Here is a 19,190-nt window from a genome sequence, read left to right on the forward strand (position 1 = left end):
ACGTTATTAACAACAGTTTTTGTCTAGCGACAATAGCACTGTGGAACCACCTGATCCCATGCCGAACTCAGAAGTGAAACGCAGTAGCGCCGATGGTAGTGTGGGGGTTCCCATGTGAGAGTAGGTCATCGCTAGGCTCCTAATTTAAAAAGCCCGTATCTACGGGCTTTTTACCCTCTGGGTTTAATTGATTTAAGATTTTAATAGTATTAAATCAATTACATCTTGAAGGCATAACGCCTTATTGATAAAAGCTTTTGTCTAGCGACAATAGCACTGTGGAACCACCTGATCCCATGCCGAACTCAGAAGTGAAACGCAGTAGCGCCGATGGTAGTGTGGGGGTTCCCATGTGAGAGTAGGTCATCGCTAGGCTCCTAATTAGAAAAGCCCGCTCATTCGAGCGGGCTTTTTGCTTTTTGAAGCATAGCTCTATCCCTACTCGTAGGTCACCGCTCATTGCCATCCATGGCATCGCGGCATTAGTGCATCCATGCACTTCATCCCTAGGCTCCCATTTCGAAAAGCCCTTAGCTAACGCTAAGGGCTTTTTTCGTATGGAGCCTTTTGTGACCTACGTATTTGTAGGCATAGCACCGAGTATCCAATTCAAGCACGCCACTGCCGCAAGAGGTCCCCGATGTCGCTTGAGCTCGACAACTGCTCCTGCGTTGTTCTACCTAAGTGCGTCCATGCACAAGTCCTCGAGGATGACGTTGTAAGTAAACTCACACAGTGCATTAACTTTAAAATCAAAACACACCAGAACAAAAAATATTTATAATCACGCTATAAAAGAAAAAATACAACGTCATTCTGTACGAGCCAAAGCGAGATACAGAACCTCCATAATTGACAGCGTGCTTATGTACAGGACCTCCCTAATTGACAGCGAGCTTCTGTAAATAGTTTAAAACATATTTCTAAAAATACTAAAACAAAGAAAAATTTAAAATTTTATAATTTAAACACAAGCTCTAAATGCACTAAGCTGGTTATTCTTCTTATGATAGCAAAAAAATCTTGTTTGTAATTGTTCGGGAAGGATAGATGGATCTATTTGGATATAGTTATTGGCGCTATACAGTGGATTTAAAGAGCGATCTGCAAAGCAGTATAACGTTGAGTGCTTAACTAATGAGTGCTTAAGCAACTGGCTAGCTAAGCCTTTATGTTGGTATTTGTTATTTACCACTAATGCGTGTAAAAAATTACAGTCATCAATATTTGAAATTACTACAGCTGCAATGATTTCATCATTTAGTTTCATTAGGTAACAAGTATCATTACCCATAAAACTTGCAGAGTAATTATTGTTTTTGTAAAAGCGTTTAATTGATTTTTTGTCAGACTTTTCTGCTAACTGTATTTTCATTGTAATAAATTAATTGGTTTCCATAAAAAATGCCAGAGCAAGTCTGGCATTTAGTTAAGTATTTACTGATGTTTCTTTAAACTCTTAAAGCTTTTTCACCACGAGCTATACCTACAGTACCTGAGCGAACAACTTCGATGATCTCTGTTTCATGATTTAATACATCGATAAAAGAAGAAATTTTATCTTCGTCACCGGTTAACTGAACCGTATAAATTTGCTTGCCAACATCAACAATATCGCCTCTAAAAATATCGGCAATACGTTTTACTTCGGTGCGTGTTTTATTATTCATTGCTAACACTTTAACTAACACTATCTCACGTTCAATATGAGGGCGTTCGGTTAAATCTGCCACTTTAATCACGTCTACCAGTTTATTTACCTGCTTAGTGATCTGCTCTAGAACTTTATCATCACCAAAAGTTGATATTGTGATGCGAGATAGAGTTGGCTCATTAGTTTCTGCTACACATAAACTTTCTATATTGAATGCACGTTGTGAGAAAAGGCCTACAATGCGAGAAAGAGCCCCTGGTTCATTCTCTAATAATATTGATACTATACGGCGCATTATACTTTCTCTCCTTTTTTCAGCCACATTTCATCTACAGCTCCAAAACGAACTTGCATTGGATATACATGTTCTTTTTCATCAACTAATACATCAACAAACACTAAACGATTTTTTATTGAGAATGCTTTTTCCATTGCTGAATCTAATTCATCTGGATGGTTTACTTGCATACCTACATGACCATAAGCTTCTGCTAATTTAATAAAGTCAGGTAAAGATTCCATGTAAGATGATGAATGACGTCCACCATAAATCATATCTTGCCATTGGCGTACCATACCTAATGAGCGGTTATTTAGAGCAACTATCACAACTGGAATGTTATATTGCAAACAAGTCGACATTTCTTGAATATTCATTTGAATTGAACCGTCACCAGTAACACAAACTACATGGCTGTCAGGGAAGGCAACTTTTACGCCCATTGCTGCAGGAAAACCAAAGCCCATAGTGCCTAGGCCGCCAGAGTTAATCCATTGGCGTGGCTTTTTAAATGGATAATATTGAGCCGCAAACATTTGGTGCTGACCAACATCTGAACAAATGTAAGCATCGCCTTGGGTATGTTTATAAATAGACTCAATAACCTGTTGTGGTTTAATTAACTCGGCAGATTCTTCATAGCTAAAGCTGTTTAAAGCGCGCCACTTGTTAATTTCGTTCCACCATTCTTTGTAGTCGTCTTTATTTGGTTTATGGCCAATAGCATCAAGCTCTTCAGTAAGTTGATCAATAACAACATCAACTAAACCAACAATAGGTACATGTGCATTAACTGTCTTTGAAATAGAGGTTGGATCAATATCAACATGGATAATTTTTGCATTTGGACAGAATTTTTCTACCTTATTGGTTACTCGGTCATCAAAGCGAGCACCTAGCGCAAGAATAACATCTGCATTAGCCATAGCTTTATTTGCTTCTGCTGAACCATGCATACCAAGCATACCAATAAAGTTTTCATGAAGGCCGCTAATGCCACCTAAGCCCATTAGTGTATTGGTACAAGGTGCATTTAAACGCTCAACAAGAGCCGTTAACTTTTCAGCCGCATTAGCGATAACAATTCCACCACCAGTATAAATAACTAAGCGCTCAGCTTTTGTTATTTTCTCAACAGCCTTTTTAATTTGTTTTGTATGACCTTTAATATTTGGGTTATATGAACGGATTTGTACATCTTTGTTCATTACAAATGGGGCAGTATTATCAGGCACTAAAATATCTTTTGGTAGCTCAATAACAACAGGTCCTGGACGTCCTGTCTCAGCTAAATAGAAGGCTTTAGCGACAACATTTGGTAGTTCTTCAACACTTCGACAGTTAAAGCTGTGTTTAACAATAGGGCGTGAACAGCCGACAATATCGGTTTCTTGGAAGGCATCACCACCGATCAGACCAGAAGCTACTTGTCCAGCAAGAACAACCATTGGGATAGAATCCATATAAGCGGTTGCAATACCGGTAATACAGTTTGTATTACCTGGACCTGAAGTGGCTAACACTACACCACATTTACCCGTAGCACGAGTATAGCCATCGGCCATGTGCGTAGCAGCTTGTTCATGACGAACGAGTAAGTGGCTTACTTGGTCCTGTCTGAAAATAGCATCATATATATCTAATACTGAGCCACCTGGGTAGCCAAAGATATACTCTACATCTAATTCAGCTAGAGCTTTTATTAATAACTCCGCCCCTGAAAAACGTTCTATTGTCATTTTTATGCCTTTTTATAAATTTTTTTTCGTCCAGAAAAAACAAAACCCTCGATTATTTAAGCGAGGGTTTATTGAATTATTATGCTATTTCTAATTATTCAGTCAAAACCCATGCCTTGGTAGTAAAACCACGACTAGCAGGAGTTTAAGGAATAAATGGGTAAATTTCATCAATAATTTTTTATTTGTTTAACATTGATTTATATTTAATAAGTTTGGGCATGAATGTCAACAAGTAATTCACAATACGGCGTAAATAACCGTAAATTAAGGCATTCGGTCATTTACTAGTACAAAAAAGTCGCTACAATAGCCGCAAAGTATAAACTTAAATAAATTAAGTTCGGGAGTGAAAATGAATAGTTTTGAAGCTAATTTTGATGGCTTAGTAGGTCCAACTCATAATTATGCCGGTTTATCTGAAGGTAATGTTGCCTCTAAGCTAAGTGCTAATGATATTTCGAGTCCAAGAAATGCCGCATTGCAGGGCATTAATAAGATGAAGGCACTTCACGATTTAGGTATGACACAAGGTGTTTTTGCGCCGCAAGAGCGACCTGATATTTTTTCTCTACGCCGTTTAGGGTTTTCAGGAACCGACGCAAATGTATTAGAGCAAGCATATAAAGTTGCTCCTAGCGTACTTTCTGCTTGTTGCAGTGCGTCGAGTATGTGGACAGCCAATGCCGCAACTGTTTCTCCATCTGGTGACTCTCTTGATGGAAAGATTCACTTTACTCCTGCTAACCTTACCAATAAATTTCATCGTTCATTAGAGCCTGAAACAACGGGTAACATTCTTAAATCAGTCTTTAATGATGACAAGTATTTTAATCATCACTTACACTTAAATGATAACGATCATTTTGGTGATGAAGGCGCCGCTAACCATACTCGTTTATGTGGTAGCTACGGCGAGCAAGGTGTTGAAATTTTTACTTTTGGTAAATATGCCTTTAACGCAAGTATGCCAGCACCAAAAAAATACCCTGCAAGACAAACACTAGAAGCAAGCCAAGCGGTTGCTCGCCTGCACGGTTTATCTGACGATGGCGTTGTTTACGTACAACAAAACCCTGATGTAATCGATCAAGGTGTTTTCCACAATGATGTTATCTCGGTAGGTAACCAAAATGTGCTGTTTTATCATGAACAAGCGTTCTTAAATACAGACGTATTCTTAAATGAGCTAAGTGAAAAGTTTGCAAAAACAAGCTCTGAGCAATTGCACTTTATCAAAGTTCCTACAGAAGAAGTAAGCTTAGAAGATTGCGTTAAAACTTATTTGTTTAATACCCAAATTATTACTTTAAATGATGGAACAATGACAATTATTGCGCCTATGCATTGTCATGATAACCCGAGAGTTAAAGCTTATTTAGATAAATTAGTTACGCAAAATACGCCTATTAAACAGGTTAAATATTTTGACGTGAATGAAAGTATGAAAAATGGCGGTGGACCTGCTTGTTTAAGGTTACGAGTAGCCATGACGCAGCAAGAGCTTGGCGCAGTTAATCAAAACTGTTTAATGAACGATGAACTTTATAGCAATCTAACTGCTTGGGTAAATAAACACTACAGAGACAGTATTTGCTTTGACGACTTACGTGACCCAAGCTTATTAGTTGAATCTAGAACTGCGCTTGATGAATTAACTCAGTTATTAAAACTTGGCTCAGTGTACCGCTTCCAGCGATAATCATTAACACGGTAAAAAACTTATAAAAGGATCTTGTTTAAGATCCTTTTTTTATTTCACTTGGCATTACTCTCTTTACATTAAACTCAAAATATCTTTAATTGTATCTGCAGTGTATATGATATCGGCTTTATCAATATTTAAGTGGGTTACTAAACGTAACGTTTGGCCGGCAGAGACTTTTATACCTTCTTGTAATAATAATTTTGCCATAAGCTGAGCATTAATTTTTTCATCTAAAGTGATATAAACCATATTAGTTTGAGGCTCTGTAATGGCTAGCTCATCACAGTCAGATAATAAATTAGCTAATAACTTAGCATTTGCGTGATCATCAGCTAATTTAGAAACATTGTGCTCTAAAGCATAATCCATCGCTTTAGCGATAAGACCTGCTTGGCGAGTACCGCCACCGACCATTTTTCGAATGCGTCTTGCTTTATTGATTATTTCTTTACTGCCACAAAGCACCGAGCCCATAGGTGTGCCTAAGCCTTTCGAAAAACAAATAGAAATTGAATCAACGTACTGGCACATTTCAGCTAACTCAATATTTAGCTCAGTGAGAGCGTTGAATATTCTGGCGCCATCTAAATGAATAGCTAAATTATGTTTATTGGCAAGCTTACGAGCTTTAATAAAATAATCTAATGGGATCACCTTACCGCAATGAGTATTTTCTAGGCTTAATAATTTTGATTTAGCAAAGTGTTGGTCATCTTCTTTAATTACCGCCTCTATGTCGTTAAACGCTAGCTCTCCTGAAGGTTGTACTGATATAGGTTGAGGCACAACGGAACCTAATACTGCTGCTCCTCCTGCTTCATAAAGGTAGGTATGATAACCTTGGCCAACAATATACTCTTCGCCACGACTGCAATGAGCGAGAAGGGCGCATAAGTTTGATTGCGTACCTGAATTAACTATCATGGCTGCTTCAAACCCGGTAAGAGCGGCCATTTTTTTCTCAAAAGCATTTACTGTTGGATCGTCGCCATAGACATCATCGCCAAGCTCTGCGGTGATCATTACCTCTAGCATTTTTTGACTTGGTTTGGTTACTGTATCAGAGCGGTAGTCGATCATTTTATCTTCCAACAATTTTATTATTTAAAAAATTATACATGAATTTGATTATAAAAAATGGACAATGGGAACATCATTTATAGTTCATAAAATAGTGTTAAGTTTGTGAATATATAGGATTAATTAGTTATAACTTAAATGTTGCCCATTAAGTATTCAGTCTATACAATAAGTTCATTAATTAGGTGGTGCAGATTAAACTTTGCATCTTAAATGGGAAACAGGTTCAATTCCTGTGCTGCCCCCGCAACGGTATATGGATTTATATTTTGTATGATATCCACAAGCCCGATACCAGCCCAGTTAATTTACCTCAAATTTTTTAATTTGATTACGATGAAGCGGAGGGCTCCATCGGTGAACTAACAAGTGTTAGTATTCGCTGCCCCTCCCCCAAAATATGGGGATTTCCATGTATAAAAAAATAATAGCTAGTTCGCTAGCAAGTATTCTAGTTCCACTTAGTGCTTCTGCACAACAGTCAGCTGACGCCGATATGGATGTTATTTCGGTGAGTGCTGCACGTACCTTATTATCTGATAATAACTTAGGTAGCACGGTAAGTACGATAAACGAAGATGAATTGAATTTACGACCTAATATCTCTGTTGGTGAGTTACTGCGTACGATTCCAGGTGTTTCAGTAAGTCGTTCAGGTGTTCATGGCTCACAAACTCAGTTGCGTATGCGCGGCGGTGAAGCTAATCAAATCCTTGTTTTTATTGATGGCGTTAAAGCTAATGATATTGCTCAAGGTAGTGAGTTTAATTTCGCCCATTTACTTAATTATGATATTGAATCTATTGAAGTTATCCGCGGTCCGCAGAGTGCCTTATGGGGAAGTGATGCTCTTTCTGGGGTGATAAGTATAACTACGAGGCAAGCATCTCAAGGTTTTAAGGCCGACGTATTTGCTGAAGGCGGAAGTAATGACTGGAAAAATGCTGGAGCCACGATGCGTTATGGTAACGATAAGTTTAGCGGCAAATTAAGTGTTTCATCTGTTGATACACAAGGGGAAAATATCTCCCGACAAGGCGATGAAGATGATGGTTATGAAAATGATACTGTAAGTATGAATGGCCAATATAATTTTTCAGACAATTTCAATGTTAACGCCATGGTTCGGGGAGTAAACAGTAAAAGTGAATTTGATGGAACAGATTGGGCTACGGGCTTGCCCGCAGATACTAGTGATTATGTTGAATCGGAACAGATTTACTCAAATATTGCTGCAAACTGGAGTAATTTTGATAGCCGTTTAAACAGTAAATTAAGCTATAGCTATGTAGAATCTGATAACAAAAATGTAGTCGAAGACGCATTTTCTGTGACAGGTTTTACTACAACTAAAGCTATTTCAGATAGCACCACTGTCGGCTATCAGGGAAGTTATCAATTTAATGAGAGCTATCAATTAACTCTTGCAGTTGAGAACTTAGAAGAAGACTTTAAACAACGCGGGCCGGCTAGTTTCTTTGGCGATCCTAATCGTGATGAATCGGTGAGCACAGACTCTTATATTGTTGAACTTCAATCTATGTTAACGCGTAACATTACCTTATTACTTAGCGGTCGACATGATGACAATAGCGACTTTGGTGATAGCACAACCGGTCGAGCAACTGCTGCTTGGATGTTAAACAACAATAACACCAAACTGCGTGCATCATTTGGTACAGGGGTAAAAAATCCAACGTTTAGTGAGCGATTTGGTTATTTCACTAACTTTGTTGGTAATCCTAACCTCGAGCCCGAGGAGTCAACAGGCTGGGAAATAGGTATAGATAATAGCTTTTTAGCTGGTGATTTAAATGTCAGTGTTACTTATTTCTCAGAAGAATTAGACAATGAAATAAATGGTTTTGTACTTGCCGATCCCGTTTTATATACCTATACATCTGCAAATGAAGATGGCACTAGTGAACGTTCAGGTATTGAAATTGAGAGTGACTGGCAACTAACTCAGTCACTGAGCCTAGGTTTTGGCTATACCTTGCTTGATGCTACAGAAGAAGATGAAAATGGCTCTCAACAAGATGAAATTCGCCGTGCACGACACAGTGGTAATGTACATTTTACTTGGATTTCATCAAGCGAACTTGCCAATATTAACTTCAATGTTGATTACAATAGTGAAATGGATGACTTCTTTTATCCGCCAACACCACCGTACTTTGAACGTGTAGAGCTAGATTCATATACGGTAGTAAGTATTGATGCAAGTTATCGTTTTACTTCTAATTTTCAAGCCTATACACGTATTGAAAATGCTCTAGATGAAGACTACGAGGAAGTGTTTGGTTATCAGGCTCCGGGTAGTAATATCTACCTTGGGTTTCGTTATTTACTTAATTAATGGGTATTTAGCTAATGACACTTAAAAATTTACGAGAAGAGCATTTAATTTTTGCCTTTATTATAGTCATCGCTTGCTTAAGAATGATCCCGCACCCATGGAATTTTACTCCTATAGGAGCGTTAGCATTATTTTCAGGTGCTTATTTATCCAAAAAAGGCTATTTCATTATTCCTTTAGCTGCATTATTAATTGGTGATGCCTGGTATGGTTTTTATAATGGTATTGTTTTCACCGCAGTTTACTTAGGCTTTATTGCTAGTACGCTCGTTGGACATAAGCTCTTAGCCGATAAATACAGCCATACACGTTTAGGTTCATCAATTGGTTTGGGAGCGCTTAGCTTCTGGTTAATTTCTAATGCTGGCTCATGGCTCGCGTTTTATCCATTAACATTTAACGGCTTAATACAGTGTTATGTCAACGGCATTCCTTATTTAGGGCGTAGTTTAATTGCTGATGGATTGTATGCAATATTGATTTTTTCAGTATTTCACGCGATAAAAAATAAGATTTTTAACATCAAGTTGAATAACTTAAATAGTAATATTGCCTAATGAGAATAGTATCTTTACTACCGAGTGCTACAGAGATCATCTGTAGCCTTGGCTTGGAGCCTTATTTAGTTGGTGTTACCCATGAGTGTGACTTCCCTTTAACCGTGCAAGGTTTGCCGGTGATCACACAAACTCGCATACCCAAAGGCTTAGCCAGTAGCGAAATTGATGATATTGTTCGTAATCAGCTAGAAACTAACAGCGCATTATATTCATTGCGGATGGATATATTGGAAGAGCTTCAACCCGATCTTATCGTGACTCAAGCATTATGTGATGTTTGTGCTGTATCTGGTGATGAAGTTATACAGGCGGCTAGAAAGTTAGCGAGCAAGCCACAAGTTGTTAACCTTGAACCTTCTTCATTAGAAGAGGTGTTCGATACCATTAAACTTGTCGGTAGCGCTGCAAATGCTGAACATGATACTTCGATTTATTTACAGTCACTTCAGGCAAGAGTGGTGGCAATAACTAAGCAAAGTGATTTGATCGCAATGTCAAAGCGCCCTAAGGTTGCTATGTTAGAGTGGTTAGACCCTTTGTTTAATGCCGGGCATTGGACTCCACAATTAGTTAATATGGCCGGGGGCGTTGAATGCCTTGGAAAAATTTATCAAGCATCCCACACGATTAATTGGCAAACGCTTGCCGACTGTGATGCCGATGTGATTTGTATTGCTCTTTGTGGATTTGATATTGAGAGAAGTAAGCAAGACTTAATTTATCTAACCGAGCATAGCGGCTGGCAGTCGTTGACAGCAGTTAAAAATAAGCAAGTATACGTGGTTAACGGCAATGCTTACTTTTCTCGCTCCGGTCCAAGGTTAGTTGATTCATTAGAGTTAATTGCGCACTTGTTGCATCCGCAATTATTTACCTTACCTAGTTACATTGAACCCACTATTAATATCTTTGATGCCTAACTTTTATTTTCGTTAGTTCCATTATTAAGCCGTTGGTAATACTGGCGGCTTTTATCAATATTAATACACAGCTTTTCTAATTCTGGTATTAATCGATAACTCATGCGATGTAATAAATCGGCATTGGGATACAGCATTTGCTGATGGATAGAAGCTTTAATTTTCGGGTACTTTTGCCAGTTTATAGCATCTACATGTTTCTCACCGTTTGAATTTGGCTGAATAATTATTTGCGGATCAGCTATTATTACTTCTTCCAGATTAACTTGTGGATAATCTTTTTTGATTTTACTAAAAGGATTTTTAGCACCGCATACGTTTAAAGCTAGTTGCGGCCACGCCTTATTGGCAACGGTAGTTACCGGTTTTGACCAGAGTTCATAAAACACTGTGATTGGATCTTTGTTTGCATAGTGTGCGGTTAACCGAGCCAGTTTTTTTTCAAAATTTAACGCTTTTTCCTCAGCCAATTTTTGAGTACCTGTTAAGCGTCCTATTAAGCGGTAATCTTTACTTACATCAGCTAGGGTTGTAGGCTTTGAATAAACCACCTTTATGCCAAGTTTTTCTAATTTAGTTAAATCATCAACCGGATTACCAGTGTGCCAGGCAATTATTAAATCAGGCTCAAGGGCTATGATTTTCTCTATTTTTAATTGCGCATAATTACCGACTCGAGGAATGTTTAAGGCTTGCTCAGGAAAGTCAGAAAACTCAATAGTGCCAATTATTCGATCACCAATACCTAAATCAAACAATAACTCGACTAAATGAGGGGCTAAAGTAATTATTTTTTGCTGACTATAATCTTTATTTTCGTCATTTTGTTCTCGCTGCTGGTTGTCGATGGCTTGATCTGAAACCACTTCAATTGGCGTGCTAGATGAGTAGACGGTAACCTTAACAGTCCAAGCGACAAGTATTAAACTTAAAACAACTAAAACTGAGAGTTTTTTATTCTTCAAGTTTACCAATCAATACCTGCCTGGGCTTTTATGCCATTGTCAAAAGCATGCTTTATTGATTGCACTTCTGAAACGGTATCAGCAAGCTCGATAAGTTTACGATGACATGCTCGCCCTGTAATGATGACATGTTGGTGTTTCGGACGGTTGTTAATACAGGTGATAACGTCTTCTAAGTCAATATAACCATAAGTTACCATGTAAGTTAGCTCATCAAGAAGAACTACATCCGTTTTATCGTCGTTAAGTAATTTTTTTGCGTCTGTCCAAGCAATTTGAGCGGCCGCGGTGTCACTTTCTTTGTTTTGCGTATCCCAAGTAAAGCCTGTTGCCATCACTGAAAAATTTACACCATGAGACTCCAAAAGGTTGCGTTCACCACATTCCCAGCTACCTTTAATAAACTGCACTACATGAGCAGTTAAACCATGACCCACAGCTCTTGCAACAGTGCCGAAACCAGAGGTACTTTTACCTTTACCATTTCCGGTTATCACTAAAAGTAAGCCTTTCTCTTTCGTTGCGTTTGCTACACGTTGATCAACTTTTTCTTTTAATCGTTGCTGGCGTTCTTTATGGCGCTCATCTTTAATTTTGTCATTCATTGTATTTATCTCAGTTTATAATTTGTTTTGTTGTTAGCACAAAATCTTTTTCTCTGGTTTACATTTTCCGCATTAATAATAGAAAGAATACGCTACCTAATGCTGAAGTAATAACGCCAATAGGTAACTCTTGCCCGCTAAGAGCTGTACGAGCTATTACGTCGACAACAACTAAAAAACAGCCTCCCAACATACCTGAGCCAATAATAAGTTTCGTCGTTGTTATCCCTACATAGTGACGAACTATATGTGGGATCATTAAACCAACAAAGCCTATACCACCGCAAAAAGCAACAATAATAGCGGTACTTGCGGCGCAAGTTGTGAGTATTAATATTCGTAAACTTTTAACATTAACCCCTAAAGAACGTGCACTTTCATCACTTAATAATAAGGCATCTAGCTGGCGCGCCATTACTATTGAAATAAACGTCGACAGTAATATTACAGGAGCTATCCAACCAAGAGCATTAAAGTCTGCATTTGATAACGAGCCCATTAACCAAAAAATCACCCTGTTGGTAGCAAAGGCTTCTCCTGTATATAAAATAAAACTAGTCATTGAGCTTAATAAGAAGGAAACAGCGACACCGGCTAATAATAAGTGCTCTACACGTCGCCAATTATTATTTAACACTACTGATAATACGAGAGTGATAGCTAATAACGCACCAATAAACGCAGCAATAGGGGTTGAAATAAAAGCAATACTCTCTGGTAGTAAACTTGCTAATGTGGCGCCTAAACCAGCACCGGCAACGATACCAAATAGATAAGGATCGGCTAATGGATTGCGAGTTACGTTTTGTAATAATGCACCAGCTATGGCCAAGCCAAATCCTGCGATGAAACCTAATAATACTCGAGGTAAGCGGATATCAAATAGAATAGTTTTATATATTTCTTGTTCACATTGACCGGTAAAACATTGCCATACTGCAAGATGATCTACACTGCTAACACCAAAGCCAACTGAAAAGACAAAGGTTATAAATACTAAAATTAGTAATAAGCTGTACGCATATTTGTTGTTGAGTTTATGTTTCATTACATATCTCCTGATGTGAGGAGATATTATTAGCAAAAGTTATTCGAGGTTTGTTCGTGAAAGGATTTTCATCGATTGCACAATCTAAATTAAATACCTTTTTAAGGTTTTCTGCAGTAAGAACTTTTTCAGGGGTATCATCTGCTACAACTAAACCTTTATCCATAAGTACAATTCTATCGCAATACTCGGCTGCTAAATTTAAATCATGTATGGTAATTAACAAGGTAATATTTAAACTTTTTACTAAGTTAAGTATTTGATGTTGATAGTAAATATCTAAATGATTGGTAGGTTCGTCCATGATTAATATATTTGCGGCTTGTACAATAGCTTGTGCAATTAATACTCGTTGTTGTTCACCACCTGATAAAGTATTAAATACTTGATGTTGCTTATTAAGTAAATCTACTTTGTTAAGAGCCTGTTGAATTTTTTCTAGGTCACTTTGAGTATCGCCATCAAATAAATTTTTATGAGGGATCAAGCCCATACGTACAATATCGATTACCGATAAATTAAATGTGGATTGATTATGCTGACTTACAACAGCTATTTGTTTGGCAATTTCTTTGTTGTTTATAGTATGCAAAGGCCTGGCGTTTAATGTTATTTCACCACTGTAATTTGGGGATTGGCCATTTAAACATTTTAATAGAGATGTTTTTCCAGCACCGTTAGGTCCAACAATAGCAACTGTCTGACCTTGGTAGAGAGCAAAGTCGATAGCATCGATAATTGTTTTATCTGTTACTTGCCAAGTTAACTTTGTTGTCTGTAGTACTGTTTTTGCCATGTTATTGATCTTTATAAGAGCAAGCAAAAAAGAAGGGACTATTTAACTAAACAGTCTTGATCTTCTTCGTGTTACCCGCACGTGTTAATCGGACTTGATAAATAAAGGCTGGCATTCTGGCTTACAACATCATCATTTTTAGAAACGCTTATGTTGTTTACAGTTGCGGGAACAGCTATGGACTTTAACCATATTCCCAATTAAGTCTAAAGTTAAAACTAACCGAAGACACCTTAAAATTAATTCTTGATGTTAGCAGTTTAGTTATTGTTTTAATATGAAAATTTTGGCCTATGGTAAGTTTATCGAGCGAGTTTTTTATGGGCTTTAGCAAAATGGCCTGCGCAAAACGCACCTATTATCGAAAGCTCACCGGCTAAACATAGGCTAGCACAAACTTCAGCAAGGGCTTGTGCATTACCTGAACCTGCTAAGCCCAGAAGTTGCAAGTTAGCTTGCTGAGAAGGAAGCCCAGTGCCACCACCAACGGTGCCAACCATTAAGTTCGGTAAAGTTACAGCGGCATATAAACTGCCGTCATCATTTAATTCCATACGAGTAACGCCAACTGCAGATTCAGCTACACAAGCAGCATCTTGGCCACAGGCAATATATAACGCAGCTAAGCCATTGGCATAATGACCTTGCACGCCAACAGAGCCACTTAACACGCCGCCAACCGTTGACATGCGCCAAAAGTCAGCCATACGCTCCGGTGTTGTATGCAGGCGTTTTTGCACAAGGTCTGCAGGAATGTGAACTTCGGCGGTTACCTTTTTTCCACGTACGCCATTAAGTGTTTGTGATGTTGCTTTTTTATCGCCTGATAAGTTAGCGTCTAAAAAGGCATATTTAATATCAATAGGGGACTGCTCTAAAATATGCTCTAATACCGTGTTGGTAGCAATAGTAACCATATTTTGCCCAGATGCATCGCCAGTTAAGTAATCAAAAATAAGATAAACGTGGTTACCTTCGACGTTTATTTTAATATCTTTTAATGTCAGATGATTTGATGTTTTTTCAGCAATCTCAGTCAGCTCTGCTATTTTAGTGCTTACCCAAGCAACAAACTGACCTGATTGAATCAATGACTCAAAAGCAAAGCCTGGCGTGCGGCACACACCTTCATTAAGTAGTATAGCGCTACAACCACCTGCTTCAGAAATTAATAATGCCCCTCGGTTATATGAGGCAACTAAAGCTGCTTCTGTTGTCGCTAGCGGAATAAAGTAATCATCTTTAGCAAATAAGCCATTAACTCTAAGAGGGCCGGCAATACCGACAGGAATTTTTACTGTACCAATAAAGTTTTCAATGTTTTTTTGATATTGCGCCATTGAGGCTTGGGTCAACTCATCAAGTAATTCTGTTTTAGCGTGATCACAATCAAGCACTTGCCAACGTTTATTAACGGCTTTATCACTAATGAACATATTAAGAGGTTGGCGTCTTTGCAAAGGAGAGTAATGTGCAGATAAATTCTCTATTGAGTCTTGCTTGTTAAGTAGGCTATTGCCTTCGGCATATACATTACCATGATTATTTTTTTGCATTTGATCTTCTATTTGCTCAAGCTTGATCGCTTTACTATTTTATGGAGTTTTGTAAAAGGCTAAGTTAAGCCTTTTACAAGCAAGGCATTGTATAAGGCTTAAGCTATGGTGAAAAGGGATTATTAAATAAACTGTTAGCTATGTTTGGTTAAGTTATCGACAGAGGCTGTACAAAAACGAAGAAAAGTTGCCATAAAGTATTCAACTTCGGGCATTGTCTGGGAAAACTCATCTAACTTTGCTTTTAAACGTTGTTCTACGTGTTCAAATTCTGGGTTGTTATGGTTTAGCTCATCAAGAGATTTTATATAAGCAACTAAAATATCAGCAGCTTTTACTATGCTTTTATACTCTTCATCAACGTTATCTTGCACGATTATATCGGCAAATATATCGCGAAATTCTTCTGGTAAAGAATCCAAACACTCTTGCTCGGCAATACGCTCAATCTTTTTAAACTCTCGTGCTATTTCTGGATTAGCGTATTTAGTTGGATTAACAATATCGCCATATCTAGTTTCGCTAGCTTCATGATATAAAGCTGTTGTAGCAACTTTGTCCGCATTTATAGAGCCATTGAACTTCTTATTACGGATCACCGCAAGTAAGTGCGCAACAATAGCAACTTGGTGGCTATGCTCGGCAATGTTTTCTTCTTTAACACAGTACATTAATGCCCAGCGCTTGATCAAAGGCATGCGAAACATCCAAGCTAAAAATGTACTTTCCATTATTTAAACCTCTTCTTGAGAGTAATGACTAAAAAAGTGCTTTAAGCGTGTAATTGCTTGTACTAGATCTTCACTGTGCGGTAAAAATACTAACCTAAAATAAATACCATCAGTTAAGTTAAAGGCACTACCTTGCACTAACAAGATTTTTTCTTGGCGAAGAATGTCTAACACCATTTGCTCATCATCATGAATTTTTAATTTATCGGTATCAACTTTAACGAATAAATACATTGCACCTTTAGCTTTATGACAGCTTAAACCATCAATTTCATTTATCATTTTATGAGCTATATCGAGCTGTACTTTTAAACGCCCACCTTCTGTGACTAACTCATTTATACTTTGATAACCACCAAGTGCCGTTTGAATCGCGTGTTGACAAGGTACATTCGCACACAGCCTCATCGAGGCTAGCATAACTAAGCCTTCAATGTAGTTTTCTGCCTGATGTAATGGACCGGTAAGCATCATCCAACCAGCTCTAAAGCCGGCGATGCGATAGTTTTTAGATAAGCCACCCATAGTGACCACAAGTACGTCTTCAGTTAAACTTGCTGTTGGTGTATGAGTTGCACCATCGAATAATACTTTATCGTAAATTTCATCTGAAAATACAATTAAGTCATGCTCTTTAGCTAAGGCAATAATTTGCTCCAAAACCTCTTTCGGATAAACGGCACCTGTTGGATTGTTTGGGTTAATTAATACAATCGCTTTGGTTTTACTGTTTATTTTACTCTGAATATCCTCTATGTCTGGATACCAAAAGTTGGCGTCATCACAACGGTAATGCACTGCTTTACCACCAGATAATGACACGGCAGCAGTCCAAAGAGGGTAGTCTGGAGCCGGAATTAGTACTTCGTCACCACTATTTAACAGAGCTTGCATAGCCATTACTATTAGCTCACTTACGCCATTACCAATAAAAATGTTATCTACACTTAAATTGAGTAGACCAAATTGTTGATAATATTGCATAACAGCAACGCGAGCAGAGTAGATGCCTTGTGACTCACTGTAACCTTGTGCGGTAGGTAAGTTATGAATTACATCGCGTAAAATATCATCTGGGGCTAAAAAACCAAATGGGGCAGGGTTACCTATGTTCAGTTTTAATATTTTTTGGCCTTCTTCTTCCAAGCGTTTAGCTTCGGCGGCTACAGGGCCTCGAATGTCATAACATACGCCAGATAATTTTTGTGATTTTAAATACTTACTCATGGGCTACTTACTGCGTTTAATGGTCTTCCTTTATAGAATACTTAAATACTAGTCTTTTGAAACACTTGCTGACACTTTTTTTGTGATATTTTGTGATTTTTTGCTTATAACTAATATTAATAGAGCTATTTATAGCAAGTAGAAGGTGATTTATGGCATTACCGTTAATTTTATTAGGCGCCGCTGTAGTTTCTGCTGTGGCCGCGAGTGAATTAAAAGAGCATCAAAAAAAAGCTGATAAAAACCGTAGGTTAGATAGCAATAAAACTATCAGGGATGAATTTGATCTGCACAGCAGTGGTATTGCTAAATACCCTTCTGAAATTTTTGCATCAACGCATTTTGCTAAAATTAAACCTGGTGCATTAGTGTGTTGTGGTTTAGGCGGGGTATTAGATCATACAGGTATACTAATTGATAAAGATACTATAGTGGAATTACACGGTAGTGGCTTGATTAAAGCGATTTCTCCACAGCGATTTTTAAAAGAGCGTTCAGGTAATGAAATATTTGTTGCTTGTGACGCCAAAGGAAATGCTTTGGTTAATGATTTAATTGCACAAAGGGCAATTAAGCAGATATTTAATTATCAAGAATATGATCTAATTAAAAATAATTGCCATCGATTTGTTTGGCAATGTATTAGTGGGACGAATGCTGAACTAACAACCTTTCATCAATTAAATAAGCTGTTTTCGAAATATTTTAAGCAAAAAATTTATTGGGATAAGTGGCAATTCGAGAAACGATTTTGATGTTTTCTAGAAACTAGAAACTTTTTTTTACTAATAAAAAGGCCTGTATTCACATAGAGTACAGGCCTTTCGCTATTTACTTGTAAGAACGTTTCTTATGGTAAAGTTTATTCTTTACCAAAAACGTTATTTTCTTGCTCTTGTACTCGGATAAATGTAGTTCGTTTAGTTAGCTCTTTAAGCTTAGCCGCACCAACATAAGTACAAGTAGAGCGTACGCCGCCCATAATGTCTTGAATTGTTCCTTCAACGCTGCCACGGTATGGTAATAACACTGTTTTACCTTCTGCTGCACGGTAATTAGCAACACCACCTGAATGCTTGTCCATTGCACTTTGTGAAGACATGCCGTAAAACTTCATAAAAGATTTACCATCTTTTTCGAACACTTCACCACCACTTTCACTGTGACCTGCAAGCATGCCGCCAAGCATAACGAAATCAGCACCGCCACCAAAGGCTTTTGAAACATCACCAGCACAGCTACAACCGCCGTCACCAATGATCATGCCACCAAGGCCATGAGCAGCATCAGCACATTCAATAATTGCAGAAAGTTGTGGGTAACCAACACCTGTTTTAACACGAGTAGTACATACTGAACCTGGGCCAATACCAACTTTAACAATGTCAGCACCAGCTAAAATAAGTTCTTCAACCATGTCACCAGTAACTACGTTACCCGCACTAATGATTTTGTTAGGGAATTCAGCACGTACACGCTCAACGTATTCTACTAAATGCTCTGAGTAGCCATTAGCAATATCGATACAGATAAAAATTAAGTCGTCTGAAAGCGCCATAATGTCTTTCGTTTTTTGAAATTCAGCTTCAGAAGTACCAGTTGATACCATCGCGTTGTTCAATACACTTGCGTCGTAGTTTTTAACAAAGCCAGCCCAATCATCTACTGAGTAGTGCTTGTGAATAGCCGTCATTACGTTATGTTTTGATAAAGCTTCTGCCATTTCAAAACTACCTACAGAGTCCATGTTAGCGGCAATGATAGGTACGCCTGACCATTTACGGCCACTGTGTTTAAAAGTATATTCGCGATTCAATTCAACTTGGGAACGACTTTTTAAAGTCGAACGCTTGGGACGGAAAAGCACATCTTTAAAACCTAATTTTAAGTCTTGTTCAATACGCATGGTATGTCCTTTAATCTTTAGCTATTAAATAAAATATAAGTGTCCTGGTTAGCTAA

At 37.9% G+C, this 19,190-nt stretch carries 17 protein-coding genes, 2 rRNA genes and 2 riboswitches; of the genes, 7 read left to right on the forward strand and 12 right to left on the reverse strand.

The features are described from left to right. The first annotated feature begins 22 nt into the window (after window positions 1-22). Window positions 23-137 (forward strand): 5S ribosomal RNA (gene rrf / locus FNN08_RS01920). A gap of 123 nt (window positions 138-260) precedes the next feature. Beyond that, window positions 261-375 (forward strand): 5S ribosomal RNA (gene rrf, locus FNN08_RS01925). Between the two features lie 589 nt (window positions 376-964). On the opposite strand, the gene FNN08_RS01930 is transcribed toward rrf (FNN08_RS01925), so the two are convergent. The 3 genes from FNN08_RS01930 to FNN08_RS01940 all read right to left on the reverse strand — a co-directional run bounded on the left by FNN08_RS01930 (window position 965) and on the right by FNN08_RS01940 (window position 3,673). Beyond that, a complete protein-coding gene (locus FNN08_RS01930; protein WP_143582973.1) occupies window positions 965-1,375 on the reverse strand; it encodes a GNAT family N-acetyltransferase in 411 nt (136 codons plus the stop codon). Window positions 1,376-1,451: 76 nt separating this feature from the next. Continuing rightward, window positions 1,452-1,949: an acetolactate synthase small subunit gene (gene ilvN / locus FNN08_RS01935; protein WP_143582974.1), complete on the reverse strand. Its 498-nt coding sequence runs from the start codon at window positions 1,947-1,949 to the stop codon at window positions 1,452-1,454. Then, complete coding sequence (locus FNN08_RS01940; protein WP_143582975.1) at window positions 1,949-3,673, reverse strand: acetolactate synthase 3 large subunit; 1,725 nt, start codon at window positions 3,671-3,673, stop codon at window positions 1,949-1,951. Before FNN08_RS01940 ends, ilvN begins: the two co-directional genes overlap by 1 nt. A 355-nt stretch (window positions 3,674-4,028) precedes the next feature. Between FNN08_RS01940 and astB the strand changes: the two genes are divergently transcribed. Continuing rightward, the gene (astB, locus tag FNN08_RS01945) at window positions 4,029-5,375 is read left to right on the forward strand and encodes an N-succinylarginine dihydrolase (RefSeq protein WP_143582976.1); all 1,347 of its coding nucleotides are present in this window, start codon (window positions 4,029-4,031) and stop codon (window positions 5,373-5,375) included. Between the two features lie 75 nt (window positions 5,376-5,450). Here the strand turns inward: astB and ltaE are convergent, their stop codons facing one another. Continuing rightward, the gene (gene ltaE / locus FNN08_RS01950) at window positions 5,451-6,461 is read right to left on the reverse strand and encodes a low-specificity L-threonine aldolase (protein WP_143582977.1); all 1,011 of its coding nucleotides are present in this window, start codon (window positions 6,459-6,461) and stop codon (window positions 5,451-5,453) included. Window positions 6,462-6,627: 166 nt separating this feature from the next. Continuing rightward, window positions 6,628-6,779: riboswitch (cobalamin riboswitch) on the forward strand. 94 nt (window positions 6,780-6,873) lie between these two features. Between ltaE and FNN08_RS01955 the strand changes: the two genes are divergently transcribed. Genes FNN08_RS01955 through FNN08_RS01965 form a run of 3 tightly spaced genes read left to right on the forward strand, consistent with a single transcriptional unit; the run spans window position 6,874 to window position 10,300 of the window. Next, the gene (locus FNN08_RS01955) at window positions 6,874-8,820 is read left to right on the forward strand and encodes a TonB-dependent receptor plug domain-containing protein (protein ID WP_185962542.1); all 1,947 of its coding nucleotides are present in this window, start codon (window positions 6,874-6,876) and stop codon (window positions 8,818-8,820) included. Between the two features lie 14 nt (window positions 8,821-8,834). Next, window positions 8,835-9,377, forward strand: coding sequence for a DUF6580 family putative transport protein (locus FNN08_RS01960; RefSeq protein WP_143582979.1), 543 nt, complete (start codon window positions 8,835-8,837; stop codon window positions 9,375-9,377). Beyond that, window positions 9,377-10,300, forward strand: coding sequence for a cobalamin-binding protein (locus FNN08_RS01965; protein ID WP_143582980.1), 924 nt, complete (start codon window positions 9,377-9,379; stop codon window positions 10,298-10,300). Before FNN08_RS01960 ends, FNN08_RS01965 begins: the two co-directional genes overlap by 1 nt. Here the strand turns inward: FNN08_RS01965 and FNN08_RS01970 are convergent. The 7 genes from FNN08_RS01970 to FNN08_RS02000 form a co-directional block, all read right to left on the reverse strand. Beyond that, a complete protein-coding gene (locus tag FNN08_RS01970; RefSeq protein WP_185962543.1) occupies window positions 10,297-11,265 on the reverse strand; it encodes a cobalamin-binding protein in 969 nt (322 codons plus the stop codon). The two genes, FNN08_RS01965 and FNN08_RS01970, sit on opposite strands and share 4 nt — an antisense overlap. Window positions 11,266-11,267: 2 nt before the next feature. Beyond that, the gene (gene cobO / locus FNN08_RS01975; RefSeq protein ID WP_143582982.1) at window positions 11,268-11,870 is read right to left on the reverse strand and encodes a cob(I)yrinic acid a,c-diamide adenosyltransferase; all 603 of its coding nucleotides are present in this window, start codon (window positions 11,868-11,870) and stop codon (window positions 11,268-11,270) included. A 58-nt stretch (window positions 11,871-11,928) separates the two neighbouring features. Next, window positions 11,929-12,918: a FecCD family ABC transporter permease gene (locus FNN08_RS01980; RefSeq protein ID WP_143582983.1), complete on the reverse strand. Its 990-nt coding sequence runs from the start codon at window positions 12,916-12,918 to the stop codon at window positions 11,929-11,931. Beyond that, window positions 12,908-13,714 carry an ABC transporter ATP-binding protein gene (locus FNN08_RS01985; RefSeq protein ID WP_143582984.1) on the reverse strand — a complete coding sequence of 269 codons (807 nt, stop codon included), beginning with the start codon at window positions 13,712-13,714 and terminating at the stop codon, window positions 12,908-12,910. The genes FNN08_RS01980 and FNN08_RS01985 overlap by 11 nt, the downstream gene beginning before the upstream one ends. Before the next feature lie 88 nt (window positions 13,715-13,802). Then, a riboswitch (cobalamin riboswitch) is annotated at window positions 13,803-13,965 on the reverse strand. Window positions 13,966-14,016: 51 nt separating this feature from the next. Next, complete coding sequence (locus FNN08_RS01990) at window positions 14,017-15,270, reverse strand: hydroxymethylglutaryl-CoA reductase (RefSeq protein ID WP_143582985.1); 1,254 nt, start codon at window positions 15,268-15,270, stop codon at window positions 14,017-14,019. Window positions 15,271-15,404: 134 nt separating this feature from the next. Beyond that, window positions 15,405-16,001 carry a 5'-deoxynucleotidase gene (gene yfbR, locus FNN08_RS01995; protein WP_143582986.1) on the reverse strand — a complete coding sequence of 199 codons (597 nt, stop codon included), beginning with the start codon at window positions 15,999-16,001 and terminating at the stop codon, window positions 15,405-15,407. 3 nt (window positions 16,002-16,004) lie between these two features. Beyond that, the gene (locus FNN08_RS02000; RefSeq protein WP_143582988.1) at window positions 16,005-17,228 is read right to left on the reverse strand and encodes a pyridoxal phosphate-dependent aminotransferase; all 1,224 of its coding nucleotides are present in this window, start codon (window positions 17,226-17,228) and stop codon (window positions 16,005-16,007) included. Between the two features lie 152 nt (window positions 17,229-17,380). Between FNN08_RS02000 and FNN08_RS02005 the strand changes: the two genes are divergently transcribed. Continuing rightward, the gene (locus FNN08_RS02005; RefSeq protein ID WP_143582989.1) at window positions 17,381-17,983 is read left to right on the forward strand and encodes a lecithin retinol acyltransferase family protein; all 603 of its coding nucleotides are present in this window, start codon (window positions 17,381-17,383) and stop codon (window positions 17,981-17,983) included. 107 nt (window positions 17,984-18,090) lie between these two features. Here FNN08_RS02005 and FNN08_RS02010 read toward each other — a convergent pair whose 3' ends face one another. Next, the gene (locus FNN08_RS02010) at window positions 18,091-19,134 is read right to left on the reverse strand and encodes a GMP reductase (RefSeq protein ID WP_143582991.1); all 1,044 of its coding nucleotides are present in this window, start codon (window positions 19,132-19,134) and stop codon (window positions 18,091-18,093) included. Between the last annotated feature and the right edge of the window lie 56 nt (window positions 19,135-19,190).

Origin of the sequence: Thalassomonas sp. M1454, from assembly GCF_007097525.1 — a bacterium.
In the GTDB taxonomy this organism is placed as follows: Bacteria; Pseudomonadota; Gammaproteobacteria; order Enterobacterales; family Alteromonadaceae; genus Thalassotalea_A.

What these genes read in the sequence shown, in the direction of transcription:
- FNN08_RS02010 (WP_143582991.1), bottom strand. Translation starts at nt 19,134, where the DNA reads ATGCGTATTGAACAAGACTTAAAATTAGGTTTTAAAGATGTGCTTTTC.
- ltaE (WP_143582977.1), bottom strand. Translation starts at nt 6,461, where the DNA reads ATGATCGACTACCGCTCTGATACAGTAACCAAACCAAGTCAAAAAATG.
- FNN08_RS01965 (WP_143582980.1), top strand. Translation starts at nt 9,377, where the DNA reads ATGAGAATAGTATCTTTACTACCGAGTGCTACAGAGATCATCTGTAGC.
- FNN08_RS01930 (WP_143582973.1), bottom strand. Translation starts at nt 1,375, where the DNA reads ATGAAAATACAGTTAGCAGAAAAGTCTGACAAAAAATCAATTAAACGC.
- cobO (WP_143582982.1), bottom strand. Translation starts at nt 11,870, where the DNA reads ATGAATGACAAAATTAAAGATGAGCGCCATAAAGAACGCCAGCAACGA.
- FNN08_RS01955 (WP_185962542.1), top strand. Translation starts at nt 6,874, where the DNA reads ATGTATAAAAAAATAATAGCTAGTTCGCTAGCAAGTATTCTAGTTCCA.
- FNN08_RS02005 (WP_143582989.1), top strand. Translation starts at nt 17,381, where the DNA reads ATGGCATTACCGTTAATTTTATTAGGCGCCGCTGTAGTTTCTGCTGTG.
- ilvN (WP_143582974.1), bottom strand. Translation starts at nt 1,949, where the DNA reads ATGCGCCGTATAGTATCAATATTATTAGAGAATGAACCAGGGGCTCTT.
- FNN08_RS02000 (WP_143582988.1), bottom strand. Translation starts at nt 17,228, where the DNA reads ATGAGTAAGTATTTAAAATCACAAAAATTATCTGGCGTATGTTATGAC.
- FNN08_RS01990 (WP_143582985.1), bottom strand. Translation starts at nt 15,270, where the DNA reads ATGCAAAAAAATAATCATGGTAATGTATATGCCGAAGGCAATAGCCTA.
- FNN08_RS01980 (WP_143582983.1), bottom strand. Translation starts at nt 12,918, where the DNA reads ATGAAACATAAACTCAACAACAAATATGCGTACAGCTTATTACTAATT.
- FNN08_RS01960 (WP_143582979.1), top strand. Translation starts at nt 8,835, where the DNA reads ATGACACTTAAAAATTTACGAGAAGAGCATTTAATTTTTGCCTTTATT.
- astB (WP_143582976.1), top strand. Translation starts at nt 4,029, where the DNA reads ATGAATAGTTTTGAAGCTAATTTTGATGGCTTAGTAGGTCCAACTCAT.
- FNN08_RS01985 (WP_143582984.1), bottom strand. Translation starts at nt 13,714, where the DNA reads ATGGCAAAAACAGTACTACAGACAACAAAGTTAACTTGGCAAGTAACA.
- FNN08_RS01940 (WP_143582975.1), bottom strand. Translation starts at nt 3,673, where the DNA reads ATGACAATAGAACGTTTTTCAGGGGCGGAGTTATTAATAAAAGCTCTA.
- yfbR (WP_143582986.1), bottom strand. Translation starts at nt 16,001, where the DNA reads ATGGAAAGTACATTTTTAGCTTGGATGTTTCGCATGCCTTTGATCAAG.